Below are 15,501 nucleotides of genomic sequence, written 5' to 3'. Positions count from 1 at the left end.
GGTGTCACGGATCGACGCAGGTGACCGAGCCGATCGGCAGGTTGTTCCCGGTGGAGGTGGCGGTGAAGCCGAACGTCACGGTGCCGTCCGGCGGGATGCGGCGGTTGTGGTCGACGTTCTTCACCGTGACCGCGCCGTCGGAGCCGGTGCCCAGGGTGCCGTTCCAGACCTGGTTGATCTTGGTGCCGGTGCCCGGCTGCCAGCGCACGGCCCATCCGTCACGCGCGGTGGTGTTGTGGTTCATGACCTCGACGGAACCCTGGAAGCCGCCGTTCCAGTAGTTCGTCACCTTGTAGAGGGCCATGCACCCGGTGTGCGGGTCGGACGGGGTCGGCGTGGGCGTGGGCGTCGGCGTCGGGGTAGGTGTCGGGGTAGGTGTGCTCCCCGAGCCGCGGATCCCGGTCACCTCGCCGTTGCCGCCGTCGAAGACGATGTCGGAGCAGGAGAAGAAGTTCTCCTGGCTGTCCGACCGCACCCACTGGATGAACATCATCGCGTCACCGGAGCGGCCCGCTGGCAGCTTCACGTCCCAGTAGTAGTGACCGGACTCGCTGCCCACCGCGCCGGACTGCGGCGGGTCGGTGACGGTCTGGACGAGCTCCAGGTCGCCCCAGCCCAGCGGCTTCGTCGGGGAGTAGCCGGGCTTGGAGACGTACACCCGGAAGTCACCGGGGTGCGCCGCCCAGTTGCTGTGCTTGATCTTGATCGTCGACCCGGAGGTGAGGTGCGTCCGGGGCCAGTCGGCGCGTGCGGCGTTGTAGCCGGTGAAGTTGTACGGGGAGCGGTCGCCGGCGCTGCACAGCTTGCCGTCCGGGACGTAACCCGGGCCGCGTCCGCCCGCGTTGGAGTCGAGCACGGCGAACCAGTTGTACAGCGCGTTGGAGCCGCTCTCCGCGAGCGCCGCCTTGCACGCCGGGTTCGTCGGGTCGAGCGCGCCGGTGCCGGTCCTGGCGTCCAGATAGCAGAGGTAGGTCCGCGATCCGGGCGTCATCGTCACACCGTGCGCCTGTGCGCCGTGCTGACCGACCAGGACCAGACCGAGCCCGCCGAGCAGGGTGGCCAGCGCCGCCAGTAAGGACAGTGGTCGTCTCTTGCTTCGAGCCATGGTGCCTCCTGTGGTGGCTGTGAATGGGAGCGCTCCCATTCGTCGAATTGGATCGGGACTGTAGGAGGCTGGCGTGTCTCTGACAACCCTGATATCACGCCAATCCGCTGCGCGGACGCGGAATGCGAGGCGCAGGGCGGCGGCCGGGGTCCGGCTCGGGCGCTCATGTCCGCTTGAGCGGTAGCCGGGGTGAGTTGGGTGGTGATGTGACCGGCCTACCTTGACAACGGAACCCCGGAGAGCTTGCCGAAGGGGACCCACCACCAGGCACTGTCGTCTGCGATCACTCACGGTTACTACGCGCACCCCGTTGCTTCTGTGGGGGCGCTGATCTGCGGCTTCTGATGTAGGGGCCCCGGGGCGGGGCGGTTACGTCACAGTGAAGAACCGCTGGAAGTAGTCGGCCGGCACGCCTTCGCCGACCAGGATGCCCTCGGCTTCGATCCAGGCGTGGACGGCGAATGGCGGGTGGGTGCGCGCCCCGACGCACCAGGCCGGCCACTGCCCGCGCGTGCGACAGAGCAGGACGGCGGCCAGGGACCTGACCAGGCAGCCCCGTTGCCCTCCAGCGGTCAGGCTGACGGCGAGTACGGTCTTCCTGGCCTCGGCCGCCTCGGCGAGGGTGGCCGGGCGTGCACTGCCCTTCATCCGTTCCAGCACGGAGCGGATTCGGTCCGGTGGCTGGGTGGCCAGCAGGTGGGCGCAGGCCAAAGCCGCTCTGGTGGTGAGCCTGAGCCCAATGGGGACGGATCGGGGGTCGTGGGGGACGACTTGTGAGGTGGACATCGCCGGTCCTTTCAGGAGACGAGCAACCCGGCCGAGCGCAGTTCGCCGGCGATGCGGGTGATGTCCTGATCGGCCGCGCCGGGGCTGATGTCGTAGGTGGTGGTGAGCTCGTCCACCGCTCGCTCCATGGAGCTGTCGAGCAGCGTGCGCAGTATCAGTGCCGCAGTGGGATTGAGTGTGTAGTACTCGCCGCTGTGCTGGTCGAGCAGGACCATGCCGTACTCGGTTTCTGTGATCAGAATCCCCGGACGCAGAGTGATGCTCATGGTGTGACTCCTTAACTGTCGAGGCTCACCGGCCGGATGCCGCTGGGGATGCCACTGGGGGCCCCTCACGGGAGCGCAGCCACACCTCGCAGCCGACGGTCGGGTGCAGAAGAGCGCTCTCCAGATCCGCCGGCAGAGGTCGCAAACACCACTGACGCAGTACCTCCGGATCGACCAATCCCAGCCGGGCCAGGCGCGAGTCCTCGCACAGGGCGAGCAGCGACGCACGATGCCGACGCAGCCCCGTCTCCTCTTCCAGTGTCGCGTGTGCCTTGGTGGTGCGCCCCCGGCTGACATCAGGTACGACCCCGCGCGTCGCCTCCGCGATGAGCGGCTTGTACCGCCAGGGTGTTACGCGCTCCTCGGAACGCACAGCGAGCGCGGTTTCGATCATCCGGTCGTCGTAATAGGGCGCGGTGAAGACGATGCCGAGCGGCATGGACATCTGTTGCACATGCCGGGCGAAGCGGGACACGCTGTGCATGCCGACCAGTTCACGGTGTGCGCCGTGCCCGTCGCCGAGCGGCGGTGTCGTCGCGGCCTGCTCACCGATTGCCTCCCGGACAGCATCAACGGCTCCGGGGGTGACCCAGGGAGGCAGCCGCGGGGGAGTGTTCCACGTGAACATGGGCACACTCAGGGGCGGCTGGGGGCTGGTCAGGTCGCGGGAGACCTGCCGCAGCCAGGCCGCGTACGGACGTCGGTCGGCCAGCTGGCGCAGAGCCTGCCGACGAGACCACCGGTACTTCGCGGTGAACCCGCGGGCGTTGCGCCACGCCGTCCGCGGGTGGCGGGGGAACAGCTGGTGCACGCGGGCAGGGGCGCCGCCGAACAACTCGTCTCCGCCCATGCCGCTCAGGTGCAACGCCGAGCCGCGTTTCGCAGCCTGCTCCACGATGTACATGCGCCGGTGGCGGTTGACCGCGTACATCGATGGCGTGTCCAGTATGTCGTCCAGGGCGTCTACGCCGTCGAAGGTCAGGGGCACTGTGGAGGCCGGCACCACGTGGTGCTCCACATTGCCGAGTGCCTCAACGGTGCGGCGGGCGTAGTCGACGTCATCGCCGAGGACATCGTGGAGGGCTGCCGTATACGTGACCAGCTTGGCACCGGCACGCGCCGCCGTGCATACGACGGCTGTGGAGTCCACTCCGCCAAGGTCGGCGCTGATCAGGTCATGGCCGCCGATCCGTACGGCGAGCGCCTCGGTGAGGGCCTCACGAACGTACCGCGCGCCCTCTGCCAAAGGCAGCGCGTCGTCCGGTGGGGTCCAGCGGCGGCTGGTGTGGGCGCGCCCGGCGTGGTCCAGGACGAGGCGGTGGTCGCCAGGCAGGACGTCGACGTCCCGCCAGACGGTCTGCTCCGTGAACGGATGCAGCGTACCGGGGCTCAGAAGTTGGATGGCCAGGCGCTTCTCGTCGAGCCGGGCGTCAACCAGAGCGGCCAGGATGTCGGCTCGGTCGGAAGCGATGCGGCCCCCGCCGGACTGCCGGACACCGGCGTGGAAAACGCTGCGCACGCCGCTCACGGTGCCACGCACCACCACTTCGCCGCCGAGGCTGGCGATCACATGGTGGCTTCCCGGCCACCTGTCGGCGAACAGGTCGAGTTGCCGTGGCGAGGCGGCTGCCGCAGCCCGTTCCGCCTCCAGGGCCGTGACGGCGTGTTCCCCGCATACCGCGAGCCGGTTGGGCCCGCGGGTGGCCGTCGTGACACTGCCGGGCGCCCAGTTGCCAAGGAGCCAGGGCCTGCCCGAGGCGTGTGCGATCTGTTGGGTGGCAAGGACGCGGGCACGGGCCGCATGGTCCGCGACCGCGTCGGTGTCCGGGAAGGCGACAAACCACGGTGAAGGGGGAAGGGGAGTGTTGGCTGCCACGGCGGCCTCCGTTCAACTCATCCGTTCAACGCATCCGTTGAACTCATCGCTCACGGGTATGGAACGGCGGGGGCAGCCAAGAGCCGCCCCCGCCCGCCGATGCGCTCGGTCAGTGACGCGTTCAGGGACACGGCATCGGAAACGCCACACCGGTCACAACAAGCTTTGGCCGCCCAGCAGGTCGGGGTTGGCATTGCCGACCAGGCCCGTGATCTTGCGGAAGCCACCGGCCTCGGTGAGGGTGGGACGCTCATACGGTTGCTTGGCGGTGGTGGTGTGGCTGACGGCTTTATCGGTGCTGGTCGACGTGGACTCGTACTGCATGCGAGTGTCTCCTTCAGAGAATGTGAGTCGATTCCGCTGACACGGCGGAGTGCCTGCTCGGGCGCTGACCGCGGGTCGACGCGGATACACACGACGGGCTGTCACCCGTCGACCGGGACACGCGCGTCGCTGACCGGGAGCGGTGCCCTTCCGCTTCGATATGGGTCATAACTTGAGGCCCATAACAGTCCGCCCGCAGCCAAACGCCCTATTAAGTGGCGTGCCCACTACATGATGGACAAAGCTGCATCTAACCCGAACGAGTGAAAGCCCGGCTCGGTCGGCCATGAGGCCCTCGATGGGGCCGTGTCGGCAGTGCCTGGGACGACGGGGGCAGCCGAGTCGATCCGACCCCTTCGACACCCCCCGTGCACGCCAAATCCGTGCGGTGGCCCAAAACGCCGCTGTACTTCACTCTGCCGAAGAGGAAGAAGACCCGTGTCGTCGACATGCCCTGGGGAGGCCGGATGCGGAGGGACAGTGGAGGAAGGTCTCCTTGCTGCTCACCACGCGATTCGGCGATGCTGGGGACGGGAGAGTCCGTGGTGACCGTGGGGCGGTGGCTCGGGCGCTCCTCGCCTGCGATTACCCCGGTTACTATGCTCACTTCATGCCGGAGGCGCGATGAAGTGGGTGGCCTGAGGAAATGCTGAGAGAGGTCACCGCGACCCGCTACATCGAGCCCCTGCGCACCGGCGGTTCCGTCCCCGGCGTGGTCGAGGCCGACGATCTGGGCACGTACGTCGTGAAGTTCACCGGGTCCGCCCAGGGGCGCAAGGCTCTGGTCGCCGAGATCGTTGTCGGGGAGTTGGCGCGGCGGCTCGGGCTGCGCTTTCCCGAGCTGGTCCTCGTTCATTTCGACCCCGCGGTCGCCGTCGACGAGCCGCACCAGGAGGTGCAGGACCTGCTGCGCGCCAGCGCGGGGCTCAACCTCGGCATGGATCTCCTGCCGGGGGCGAAGGACTTCGCGCCGGACGCCGTCGACGTGGAACCGCTGGAGGCCGGCAGGATCGTCTGGCTCGACGCCCTCACGGCCAACGTCGACCGCACGGTGCACAGTTCGAACCTCATGGTCTGGCCCACGTTCGGTATCCGGCCGCCGAAGCTGTGGCTCATCGACCACGGTGCGGCCCTCGTCTTCCACCACCGCTGGGGGGCGTCCGCGCCCGACAAGACGTACGACTTCCGCCACCACGCCCTCGGCGGTTACGGCCCCGACACGGTCGCCGCCGACGCGGAACTGTCGCCGCTCGTCACGGAGTCCATGCTCCGCGAGATCGTCGCCCTCGTGCCGGATGCCTGGCTCGCCGACGAGCCCGGGTTCGCCTCGCCGGACGAGGTGCGCGAGGCGTACGTCGGCTATCTGCTGGCCCGCGCGCGCTCCTCGGCGGTCTGGCTGCCGACCGACTTCCCCAGCCGGGGGGAGCTGGCGGCGGCCGACGCGCGGCGAGCCGCCGCCACGGAGAAGGGGCGGCCCGATTGGCTCAAGCGCGTTCCCGATCTGCACGGGAAGCCTCCGGCTGAGCAGGACTGGTCGGCGCATCTTGACTGACCGCGCCGCCGCTGCTGCCGCCTGTGTGTTTCGGGTCGTGCGGGTCGGCCGTGGCTGGTCGCGCGGTTCCCCGCGCCCCTGACGGGGCGCGCCTCTGACGGGGCGCCTCTCCGACACGGACGAAGCCCCCGGCGCTGTGCGGTGCCGGGGGCCTGGTCATGAACGTACGCGCGAAGAAGGTCAGCGCAGCCGCTCGTACGCGGGAAGGGTGAGGAAGTCCGCGTAGTCCTCGTCCAGGGAGACTTGGAGGAGGAGGTCGTGGGCCTGCTGCCACTTGCCCGCCGCGAACGCCTCGTCGCCGATCTCGGCGCGGATCGCGTCGAGTTCCCGCGCCGCCACCTGGCGGGCGAGGTCGGCGGTCGCCCTCTCGCCGTTCTCGAAGACGACGCCCGCGTTGATCCACTGCCAGATCTGCGAGCGCGAGATCTCGGCGGTGGCGGCGTCCTCCATGAGGTTGAAGATGGCGACGGCGCCGAGGCCCCGCAGCCAGGCCTCGATGTAGCGGATGCCGACCTGGACGGCGTTGACCAGGCCGTCGTACGTGGGCTTCGCGTCGAGGGAGTCGATGGCGATCAGGTCCTCGGGCGCGACCCGCACGTCCTCGCGCAGGCGGTCCTTCTGGTTCGGCTTGTCGCCAAGGACCGCGTCGAAGGACTTCATGGCGATCGGGACCAGGTCAGGGTGCGCCACCCACGAGCCGTCGAAGCCGTCGCCGGCCTCGCGGTCCTTGTCGTTCTTGACCTTCTCGAACGCGACCTTGTTGACCTCCGCGTCCTTGCGGGACGGGATGAACGCCGCCATGCCGCCGATCGCGTGCGCGCCGCGCTTGTGGCAGGTGCGGACGAGGAGTTCGGTGTACGCGCGCATGAACGGGGCGGTCATCGTCACCAGATTGCGGTCCGGCAGGACGAACTTCGAGCCGCCGTCGCGGAAGTTCTTGACGATGGAGAAGAGGTAGTCCCAGCGGCCGGCGTTCAGCCCCGAGGCGTGGTCGCGCAGCTCGTAGAGGATCTCCTCCATCTGGTACGCGGCGGTGATCGTCTCGATCAGGACGGTCGCGCGGACCGTGCCCTGCGGGATGCCGACGTAGTCCTGGGCGAAGACGAAGATGTCGTTCCAGAGGCGCGCCTCCAGGTGCGACTCCGTCTTCGGGAGGTAGAAGTACGGGCCCTTGCCGAGCTCGACGAGCCGCTTGGCGTTGTGGAAGAAGTACAGGCCGAAGTCGACGAGCGCGCCGGGGACCGCGCGGCCCTCGAACTGGAGGTGGCGCTCGTCCAGGTGCCAGCCGCGCGGGCGCATGACGACCGTGGCGAGCTCGCCGGCGTCCTTGAGGGCGTACGACTTGCCCGTGCGCTCGTCGGTGAAGTCGATGCGGCGCTCGTAGGCGTCGGTGAGGTTGAGCTGGCCGAGGACCACGTTCTCCCACGTGGGCGCGGAGGCGTCCTCGAAGTCGGCGAGCCAGACCTTGGCGCCCGAGTTCAGGGCGTTGATGGTCATCTTGCGGTCGGTCGGGCCCGTGATCTCCACGCGCCGGTCGTTCAGCGCGGCCGGGGCCGGGGCGACCTTCCAGGAGTCGTCCTCGCGGATCGCGGCGGTCTCCGGGAGGAAGTCCAGCGTGGAGGTGGCGGCGATCTCGGCGCGGCGCTCGGCCCGCCGTGCGAGGAGTTCGTCACGCCGGGGCGTGAACAACCGGTGCAGCTCGGCCACAAAGGCGAGGGCCGCGTCGGTGAGCACCTCTTCCTGCCGGGGCAGGGGCTCTGCGTCGACGATGGCCAGCGGCGACGGCGCTAGTGCGGACATGAGCTGTCACTTCCTTCAGAGAGCTGCGCGGACGGTGCCGGGCGAGCCGCCGGGCAGACACAGTGGCACTGAGTGCCACAGGAGCCGAGGTGCGGCTGCGGGGCCCCGTCCGAGGTAACGGGCCTTCTGGTCAGTGGATACTAGTTTCCTCATGGTGGAAGTTCAATCGTTTGTTGATGTCGAGATTCTTTTCATCGACAGAACGTGGCGCTGGGTGCCATCCCGGTCACTCCAAGTGGATCAGGTCCTCCGCCGTGTCGATGTCGTACGCGTCGGCCACCCCACCGCACTCGATCAGCGTGACCGCGTCGGCGTGCGCCCGCAGATAGTCGCGTGCCCCTCGGTCGCCGACCGCAGTCGTCCCGATCCCCGCCCAGTGGTCGCGGCCGAACAGGACCGGGTGGCCGCGCTGCCCCTCGTACGCGGCCGCCGCGAGCGTCGACGGCGACCGGTACGCGGCACGCACCCGCGCCGTCGCCGCCGCGCCGATCCCCGGCTGGTCGACGAGAGACACCAGCGCGGCGGTCGCGTCCGTGTCCTGGAGCGAGGCGAGACCGGCCCTGAGGGAGGAACCCATGCCCTGCGCCCAGTCCGGGTTGTCGACCAGTACGCAGCCGGGGAGCGAGGCACGCGCGCGTACGGCGTCGGAGGAGGCGCCGAGGACCACGTGCACGCGCGCGCAGCCCGCGTCGCGCAGCACTCGTACGGCGTGTTCCACCAGGGGGCGGCCCCGGTGCTCCAGGAGTGCCTTCGGCCGACCGCCCAGGCGGCGGCCGCCGCCGGCGGCCAGCAGCAGTCCGGCGATCTCAGTCTCTGTCGTCATGACTCCTGGATACACCCGGAAAGTGGCGCATCCCGCGCCGGGAGCGGTTTACTGATCCACGACCCTCTGGTGCCTGACCAGCACCGCACGGGGTCGCGGGAAACGCACGAGAACAACCGCACGGCGGCGTACAGCGGCGTGCGAGGGGGAGAGCTGTGTTGCGGAGTATGGGGCAGAGGCGAGTGACGGGCGGCGACGAGGACCCGCGGGTGGCGGAACTGCGCGCCGCGGTGGCCCGGCTGCGCCGTGAACTCGCCGCACATCCGGCGGAATTCGCCGACCGGGGCATCGCCGAGGAAGAACTGGCCGCGCTCGCGGCCATGGCATCCGGCGGCACCCCCGAGATCCCCCGCCTGCGGCGGTCCCTGCTGCTCGTCGCGGGCGCGATCGGCTCCGTCAGCGCGCTGGCGACGGGGCTCGCGGCGGTGCGGGGCGCGGTGGAGATGTTCGGGGAGCAGGGCGGACGCTGAGGCGGGGGGCCCGGCGGTCCAGGGAGGACAGGGAGTACAGGGAGGACAGGGAGTACCCGGCGTACCCGGCGTATGGGGCGTACGTCGGTGTCGGCCTCCGTGTCGTTATGCCACCCAGGGGCGGCGGCTCGCGTCGGCGTCGGTCGTCCGGAGGTCCCCGGCCAGTGCCGCCGCCAGGCGGATCGCCGCCTGTTCCGACAGCTCGGGCGGGAGGGTGTACGGAACGCGGAGGCGGTGTTCGTGTGTTCCGGGGTCCGCCCCGAAGCGTGAGCCGCCCTCGATCCGTACGCCGTGCGCGAGCGCCGCGCGGGCCAGCGAGGACGCGACGGGCCGTCCCAGGTCCACCCAGAGCGAGAGCCCGCCCGGCGGCAACCGCCAGCGCCACTCCGGCAGATGGCGGGCCAGCGACGCCGCGAGGGCGTCCCGCTGCGCCCGCAGCCTCGGCAGCCGCTCGCGCAGCACGTCGTCCATGCCCCGCAGCAGATGCAGCGCCACCAGCTGCTCGATGACCGGCGTCGACATGTCGACCGGCACCCGTGCCATCGCCAGCTCCGTGATCAGCTTCGAGCCCGCCCGCACCCAGCCGATGCGTAGCCCGCCCCAGTGCGACTTGCTCAACGAGCCGACGGTCACGACCTGTTCGCCCGCGCCGTGCGGCGCCAGCGACGCGAACGGCGCGGGCGGCGGGCCGTCGAGCGCGATGTCGGCGATCGTCTCGTCGATCAGCAGCCAGGTGCCCGTGGCGCGGGCCGTCTCCAGGATGCGTACGCGCTGCTCACGCGGCATCAGACTGCCGGTCGGATTCTGGAAGTCCGGTACGAGGTACGCGATACGGGGCGCCGTCTGCCGCAGCGACGACTCGACGAGCCCGCTGTCCCAGCCGTCGTCCGTGACCGGCACGGGCACCACGCGCAGGCCCGCGCGGCGCATCGCGTCCAGGGCGTTGGGGTACGAGGGGTTCTCGACCAGGACCCGGTCGCCCTGGCTGCCGAGGAGCGACAGGGTCAGCGAGAGCGCGTGCTGGGCGCCCGTGGTGATCAGGATCTGCTCCGGGAGCGTGGGCAGGCCGCGCCGCGTGAAGCGCTCGGCGACGGCCGCTCTCAACTCCGGTATGCCGTACGGGTGGTAGCCCGGCGTCGGCGCGTGCTCGGCCAGCATCGCGGCCGCGGCGCCGAGCGCCGCGGTCAGCTCCGGCTCCGGGGCGCCGGGCGCCGCCACCGCGAGGTCGAGCACGCCGTCGCCCGCCTCGAACACGGCCACGCTGGACGGCCGCCGCCCCTCCGGCAGCTCCGTCCAGGTGCCCGCGCCGCGGCGGCTGCGCGCGTACCCGCCCTCGCGCAGTACGTCGTACGCCGCCGTGACCGTGGCCCGGCTCACCGAGAGCGCCGCGGCCAGCTCGCGCTCGGCGGGCAGCCGGGTGTGCAGGGGGATACGGCCGTCCAGCAGAAGGGTGCGTACGCCGTGGGCGAGCGCGCGGTAGCCCGGGTGCTCGCCGGCCGTTCCGGTCAGCAGGCCGGCCAGCTGACGGCTGCCCAGCCTCCTGTCCACCGTGTGGACCACCCGTGCCTCTGCCATGCCAACTCCCGCGTATTGGCCCTGCTCTCCAGGCCAATCAGCGTACAGACTCCCTCTCAGCCGGCTTCAACCAGCCGGTTTTCCACTTTTTGGCCCAGGAGGGGTGCAGATGGCAAGGACGGAGAGCGGACGCGTCGTCGTGGGGGTGAGCGGGTCGCTCGCGAGCCTCGCCGCGCTGCGGGTCGCCGCGGAGGAGGCGCGGCGCGGTCACCGCGTACTCGTCGCGGTGATCGCCTGGGAGCCGCCGGAGGGCGAGGCGCTGTACCTGCGCCACCCCGACCGGGCGTGGGCACGCCACTGGCAGGCCGAGGCCCGGGCCCGCCTCGACCGCGCCTTCGACGACGTCTTCGGCGGTGCGCCGCCCGGCGTCGAGTCCGAGCGCCGGGTGATCCGGTCCCGGCCGGGCCGCGCCCTGAGCGAACTGGCCTCCCGGCCGGACGACCTCCTCGTCCTCGGCACCCGCCCCACCGGATCCCGCCCCACCCGAACCCACCGCCACGTCCGCGCCCGCACCACGTGCCCGATCCTCGTCGTCCCGTCCCCGCGGGTGCCGAGACGCCTGCGGCGGGCGTTGCGCAGGGTGAGGGCGGAGGACTTCGCGTTGGTGGGGGAGTGAGGGGGAGTGAGGCTGAGGGGCATAGGGGCATAGGGGCGGGCATAGAGGTGTCGCGTACCAGGCGGTGGAGTCAAGGACCGCTGCGGATCAGGCCGCGGGTCGTGGCCGTCGCGACCGCCGCCGTGCGGGAGTCCACGCCGAGCTTGGCGTAGATGTGCACCAGGTGGGACTTGACGGTGGCCTGGCTCAGGAAGAGTTCCTTGCTGATCTGCTGGTTCGACAGGCCGTCCTTCACCAGGCGCAGCACCTCCAGCTCCCGGCGGCTCAGCGCCTGCGCGGGTGCCCGCATGCGGTCCATCAGGCGGTGCGCGATCGCGGGCGCGAGGGCCGACCGGCCCGACGCCGCGGTGCGGACCGCCGCGGCCAACTCCTCGGGTGGCGCGTCCTTCAGGAGGTATCCCGCCGCGCCCGCCTCCACCGCCGCGAGGATGTCCGCGTCCGTGTCGTACGTGGTGAGGACCAGGACACGCGGCGCCCCCTCGCGCGCGGTGATCGCGGCGGTCGCGGCGGCGCCATGCATCCCCGCGCCGAACTGAAGGTCCATAAGGACGACGTCGACGCCCTCAGGTCCGGCCTCCGCGGCCCGTTCCACCGCCGCCTCGGCCGTCGCCGCCTCCGCGACGATCTCGAAGTCCGGCTCCGCGTCGAGGACCGCGCGCAGACCGGCGCGTACGACGGGATGGTCGTCGGCGAGCAGCAGCCGTACCGTCGCCCCGGGCGCCCGCGTCACGCGGCGGCCTCCTTCGACAGCGCGGGCAGCGGCAGCGAGATCGCCACCGCCGTGCCCTGCCCCGGCCCGGACTCGACGGTGAAGGCACCGCCCAGCGACCGGGCCCGGGCCCGCATCGCGGGAATCCCGAAGCCGCCGCTGTCACTTGGGCGGCGGTCGTCGTCCGGGCCTGCGTCGCCCGGGGCCGCGCCCGTCGGAGCCCTGTCGGCTGTCGGGGCGGTGCCGTCCGGCGACTGGGTGGGCGTCGGCACTGTGGTGAGCCCGCGGCCGCCGTCACTTGGGCTGCCGTCGTCGTCCGGGCCTGCGTCGCCCGGGGCCGCGCCATCCGGACCCGTGTCCTTGGGCGCGCCGCCGGCCATGGGGGCGGTGGTGCCGTCCGGAGACTGGGTGGGGAGCCCGGAGGTGCTCTCACTTGGGCTGCCGTCGTCGTCCGGGCCCGCGTCGCCCGGGGCCGTGCCGTGCGGGCCCGTACCGTCTAGTGTCCCGGCGGCCGGCGGGGTGAAGCCGTGGCCGTCGTCCACCACGTCCAGCGTGACCGAACCCTCCATGAACGTCAGGGTGATCTCGGCGCGGGTGGCCTCCGCGTGTCGCACCGTGTTCGCCAGGGCGGACTGCGCGACGCGCAGCAGCGCCACTTCGTACGGGGTGGGCAGCTGTACCGGCGTACCGCTGAGCGAGAACCGCACACGCGGCCCCGCGCTCGACGCGCTCAGCCGCTCCAGGGCCCCGGCGAGCGAACCGCGCTCCAGGTCGGGTGGCGAGAGCGCGCGTACGAAACGGCGGGCCTCGGCCAGATTGTCCTGCGCGGCCCTCCGCGCCCCCTCGATGTGCGGCGCGGCCGGGGAGCCGTCCGGCAGGGCCCGCTGCGCGGCCCGCAGCAGCAACTGGATCGACGACAGGCCCTGCGCGAGCGTGTCGTGGATCTCCCGCGCCAGCCGCTCACGCTCGGCCAGCGTGCCCGCGGTCCGCTCGGCGGCGGCCAGTTCGGCCCGCGTGGCCATGAGCTCGTCGATCAGCTCGCGGCGGTGCTCGCTCTCCCGGTACAGCGCCTCGTACCCGAGAACCGTGGCCACGGCCACCGCAGCGCCGAGCAGCGGCCCGATGAAACTGCCCGGCGTGACCTGCGAGCTGTGCACCACGAAGCTTCCGATCGCGGCCCCCGCCGTCACGAGGACCGCGGGCAGCGACCAGCGGATCGGCAGCAGGTGCAGTTGCAGGAAGTACAGCGGGAACGCCGCCCACAGCCCGTCCGGCGAGAGGGCCAGCAGCGCCAGCCAGGCCACGCCCAGCGCCGCCAGCCACCATGCCGCCGCGCGCCGCGCCCCGGCCACGGCGGGGCTCAGCGTGCCCGCCGCGTACACGGCGGCCATGAGCAGTGCCGCCGCGACGACCCCGGCGGGGTGCGCCCCCTCGGAGTCGCCGCCCGCCAGCGCCTTGACCGCGGCGAGCGCCAGCAGCCCCGCGAGGAGGGCGTGCAGGCAGAGGCGGAGGGCGAGGGTTACGGGGGTGGGGACGCGGGTGTGGGAGGCGCGGGCCTGGGCTTGGGTTTGGGTTTGGGCTTGGGTTTGAGGCATGGGAGGGGCGTCGGGTCTCGTCTAAGTCTCGGTGGCGCGGCCGGTGGCTCTGTCTCCTCCACCGTACGGGCGGCCGCCCCCACCCCCCTCAACCAAAAGGTTGAAACGCGCCTCCCCCCTTCGATTCGAGTGAACCGTGCTGTGGCGCGATGCCCGGCCCCCGCCCGTCGCCGCAGGGTGGGGGCATGTTCGTCGCATGGAGAGACCTACGGTTCGCCAAGGGGCGGTTCGCCCTGATGGGAGCCGTCGTCGTGCTGATCACCCTGCTCGTCGGCCTGCTGTCCGGGCTGACCGCCGGGCTCGCCAGGGAGAACACCTCGGCCGTCACCGGGCTGCCCGCCGACCACCTGGCGTTCGCCGCGCCACCGGACGGCCAGTCCGTCTCCTTCACCAACTCGCTGGTGGAGGAGCGCGCCTGGGATACGTGGGCCGAGCGCCCCGGAGTGACGTCCGCGCAGCCCATCGGCATCAGCACCCTCAGCGCCACCACGGGCGACCGGTCGGCCGCGGTCTCCGCCTTCGGCGTCGAGCCGGACTCCGGGATCGCCCCGGACGGCGTCGCTCCGGGGCAGGTGGTGCTCTCCGAGAAGGCCGCCGAGGATCTCGGCGCCCACGTGGGCGACCGCGTCCGGCTCGGGGGCGGGGCCCTGCGGGAACGGGTCGCGCGGGTCGCGTCCGACGCCTCGTACAGCCATACGCCCGTGGTGTGGATCTCCCTCGATGAGTGGCAGCGGCTCGGGAACCGGGCCGGGACCGGGCCCGGGGAACGGGGGACCTCCGTGGACGGGCGGCAGGCGACGGTGATCGCGCTGCGGACGACGGCTGGCGTCGACCTCGCCGCCGGGGACGAGGCCGCGGGGACGGAGACGGAGTCGCTCGACGGCGCGCTCTCCGCCATCGGTTCGTACGAGGCCGAGAACGGGTCCCTGCAGTTGATGCGGGGCTTCCTGTTCGCGATCTCCGCGCTGGTCATAGGGGCGTTCTTCACCGTCTGGACGATCCAGCGGGGCGCCGACATCGCCGTCCTGAAGGCGTTGGGCGCCTCCACGCCCTATCTGCTGCGGGACGCGCTGGGGCAGGCCGTGGCGATGCTCGTCGCCGGTACGGCGGTGGGGACCGGGATCGCCGCGGCGGTGGGCGGGGCCATCAGCGGCGGTGACGTGCCGTTCGTCCTGGAACCGTCGACCGTGCTGTGGCCCGCCGGGGTGATGATCGCGCTGGGCGCGGTCGGGGCCGGTCTTTCCGTGCGACGGATCACCGCCGTCGATCCGCTGGTCGCGCTGGGGAGTGCTCGATGAGTCAGTCGTTGCTGCTGAAGGACGTCACGCTCACGTATCCCGACGGCGCGGGGCGGCTGACCGCGCTGGACGGCGTCGGGCTCGATGTGCCCGCCGGCACCATGACCGCGGTCGTGGGGCCCTCCGGGTCCGGCAAGTCCAGCCTGCTCGCCGTCGCGGCGACGCTGGTCACGCCCGAGCGGGGGCGGGTCGTGGTCGACGGCGTGGACACGGCGACGCTGAGCCGGTCCGAGAAGGCGGAGCTGCGGCGCCGCCGCCTGGGCATCGTCTTCCAGCAGCCGAATCTGCTGGCCTCGCTGACGGCGGTGGAGCAGTTGGAGCTGATGGCGCATGTGGACGGGCGGCGGCGGCGCTCCCGGGCGGCGGAAGTGCGGGGCCGCGCGCGGGAGTTGCTGGACGCGGTGGGGCTCGCGGGGGAGGCGGGGCGGCGTCCGCATCAGCTGTCCGGGGGACAGCGGCAGCGGGTCGGGATCGCGCGGGCGCTGATGAACGGGCCCGCGGTGTTGCTGGTCGATGAGCCGACCAGTGCGTTGGATCATGAGCGGGGGGCTGCGGTGCTTGCCCTGTTGGCGGGGCTCACGCGGGAGCGGGGGACGGCGACGGTGCTGGTCACCCATGACAGGGCGGGGCTCGCTGTCGCGGACCGGGTGGTGTCGATGGTGGATGGCAGGCTGGGGGATGGGCGCCGCGGAGGGGCGGGGTAGGG

At 71.7% G+C, this 15,501-nt stretch carries 15 protein-coding genes; 5 read left to right on the top strand and 10 right to left on the bottom strand.

Annotation, left to right across the window (positions count from 1 at the left end; genetic code table 11):
* Positions 1–4: 4 nt before the first annotated feature.
* From ACWDVB_RS23345 to ACWDVB_RS23325, 5 genes are all read right to left on the bottom strand, one after another.
* Positions 5–1,105, bottom strand: a complete 1,101-nt coding sequence (locus ACWDVB_RS23345; protein WP_451517639.1) for a lytic polysaccharide monooxygenase auxiliary activity family 9 protein — start codon at positions 1,103–1,105, stop codon at positions 5–7.
* Between the two features lie 369 nt (positions 1,106–1,474).
* Complete coding sequence (locus tag ACWDVB_RS23340) at positions 1,475–1,891, bottom strand: lasso peptide biosynthesis B2 protein (RefSeq protein ID WP_451517638.1); 417 nt, start codon at positions 1,889–1,891, stop codon at positions 1,475–1,477.
* An 11-nt stretch (positions 1,892–1,902) separates the two neighbouring features.
* Positions 1,903–2,157, bottom strand: coding sequence for a lasso peptide biosynthesis PqqD family chaperone (locus tag ACWDVB_RS23335; protein ID WP_451517637.1), 255 nt, complete (start codon positions 2,155–2,157; stop codon positions 1,903–1,905).
* Positions 2,158–2,182: 25 nt separating this feature from the next.
* Complete coding sequence (locus tag ACWDVB_RS23330) at positions 2,183–4,033, bottom strand: asparagine synthase-related protein (protein WP_451517636.1); 1,851 nt, start codon at positions 4,031–4,033, stop codon at positions 2,183–2,185.
* Between the two features lie 153 nt (positions 4,034–4,186).
* Positions 4,187–4,357: a keywimysin-related RiPP gene (locus ACWDVB_RS23325; RefSeq protein ID WP_451517635.1), complete on the bottom strand. Its 171-nt coding sequence runs from the start codon at positions 4,355–4,357 to the stop codon at positions 4,187–4,189.
* 646 nt (positions 4,358–5,003) lie between these two features.
* On the opposite strand from ACWDVB_RS23325, the gene ACWDVB_RS23320 reads away from it, so the two are divergent.
* A complete protein-coding gene (locus tag ACWDVB_RS23320; RefSeq protein ID WP_451517634.1) occupies positions 5,004–5,909 on the top strand; it encodes a HipA family kinase in 906 nt (301 codons plus the stop codon).
* 180 nt (positions 5,910–6,089) lie between these two features.
* On the opposite strand, the gene aceB is transcribed toward ACWDVB_RS23320, so the two are convergent.
* Entirely contained in the window at positions 6,090–7,709 is a 1,620-nt protein-coding gene (gene aceB / locus ACWDVB_RS23315; protein WP_451517633.1) for a malate synthase A, read from the bottom strand.
* Positions 7,710–7,935: 226 nt separating this feature from the next.
* Complete coding sequence (locus tag ACWDVB_RS23310; RefSeq protein WP_451517632.1) at positions 7,936–8,532, bottom strand: nucleotidyltransferase family protein; 597 nt, start codon at positions 8,530–8,532, stop codon at positions 7,936–7,938.
* A gap of 155 nt (positions 8,533–8,687) precedes the next feature.
* On the opposite strand from ACWDVB_RS23310, the gene ACWDVB_RS23305 reads away from it, so the two are divergent.
* Positions 8,688–9,002, top strand: coding sequence for a DUF5955 family protein (locus ACWDVB_RS23305; protein WP_451517631.1), 315 nt, complete (start codon positions 8,688–8,690; stop codon positions 9,000–9,002).
* Positions 9,003–9,107: 105 nt separating this feature from the next.
* Here the strand turns inward: ACWDVB_RS23305 and yczR are convergent, their stop codons facing one another.
* A complete protein-coding gene (gene yczR / locus ACWDVB_RS23300) occupies positions 9,108–10,577 on the bottom strand; it encodes a MocR-like transcription factor YczR (protein ID WP_451517630.1) in 1,470 nt (489 codons plus the stop codon).
* A 109-nt stretch (positions 10,578–10,686) separates the two neighbouring features.
* Between yczR and ACWDVB_RS23295 the strand changes: the two genes are divergently transcribed.
* Positions 10,687–11,193: a universal stress protein gene (locus ACWDVB_RS23295; RefSeq protein ID WP_451517629.1), complete on the top strand. Its 507-nt coding sequence runs from the start codon at positions 10,687–10,689 to the stop codon at positions 11,191–11,193.
* A 70-nt stretch (positions 11,194–11,263) separates the two neighbouring features.
* Here the strand turns inward: ACWDVB_RS23295 and ACWDVB_RS23290 are convergent, their stop codons facing one another.
* Both ACWDVB_RS23290 and ACWDVB_RS23285 read right to left on the bottom strand, forming a co-directional pair.
* The gene (locus tag ACWDVB_RS23290) at positions 11,264–11,923 is read right to left on the bottom strand and encodes a response regulator (RefSeq protein ID WP_451517628.1); all 660 of its coding nucleotides are present in this window, start codon (positions 11,921–11,923) and stop codon (positions 11,264–11,266) included.
* Positions 11,920–13,497, bottom strand: a complete 1,578-nt coding sequence (locus tag ACWDVB_RS23285) for a histidine kinase (RefSeq protein ID WP_451517627.1) — start codon at positions 13,495–13,497, stop codon at positions 11,920–11,922. The genes ACWDVB_RS23290 and ACWDVB_RS23285 overlap by 4 nt, the downstream gene beginning before the upstream one ends.
* A 185-nt stretch (positions 13,498–13,682) precedes the next feature.
* Here ACWDVB_RS23285 and ACWDVB_RS23280 point away from each other — a divergent pair, with 185 nt between their 5' ends.
* The gene (locus ACWDVB_RS23280) at positions 13,683–14,795 is read left to right on the top strand and encodes an ABC transporter permease (RefSeq protein ID WP_451517626.1); all 1,113 of its coding nucleotides are present in this window, start codon (positions 13,683–13,685) and stop codon (positions 14,793–14,795) included.
* Complete coding sequence (locus tag ACWDVB_RS23275; RefSeq protein ID WP_451517625.1) at positions 14,792–15,499, top strand: ABC transporter ATP-binding protein; 708 nt, start codon at positions 14,792–14,794, stop codon at positions 15,497–15,499. The genes ACWDVB_RS23280 and ACWDVB_RS23275 overlap by 4 nt, the downstream gene beginning before the upstream one ends.
* The last annotated feature ends 2 nt before the right edge of the window (positions 15,500–15,501 follow it).

The sequence above is a fragment of the Streptomyces sp. NPDC003379 genome, from assembly GCF_053589195.1.
Note: the sequence above shows the minus strand (reverse complement) of the source record. Positions and strands in the feature narration are given on the sequence as shown.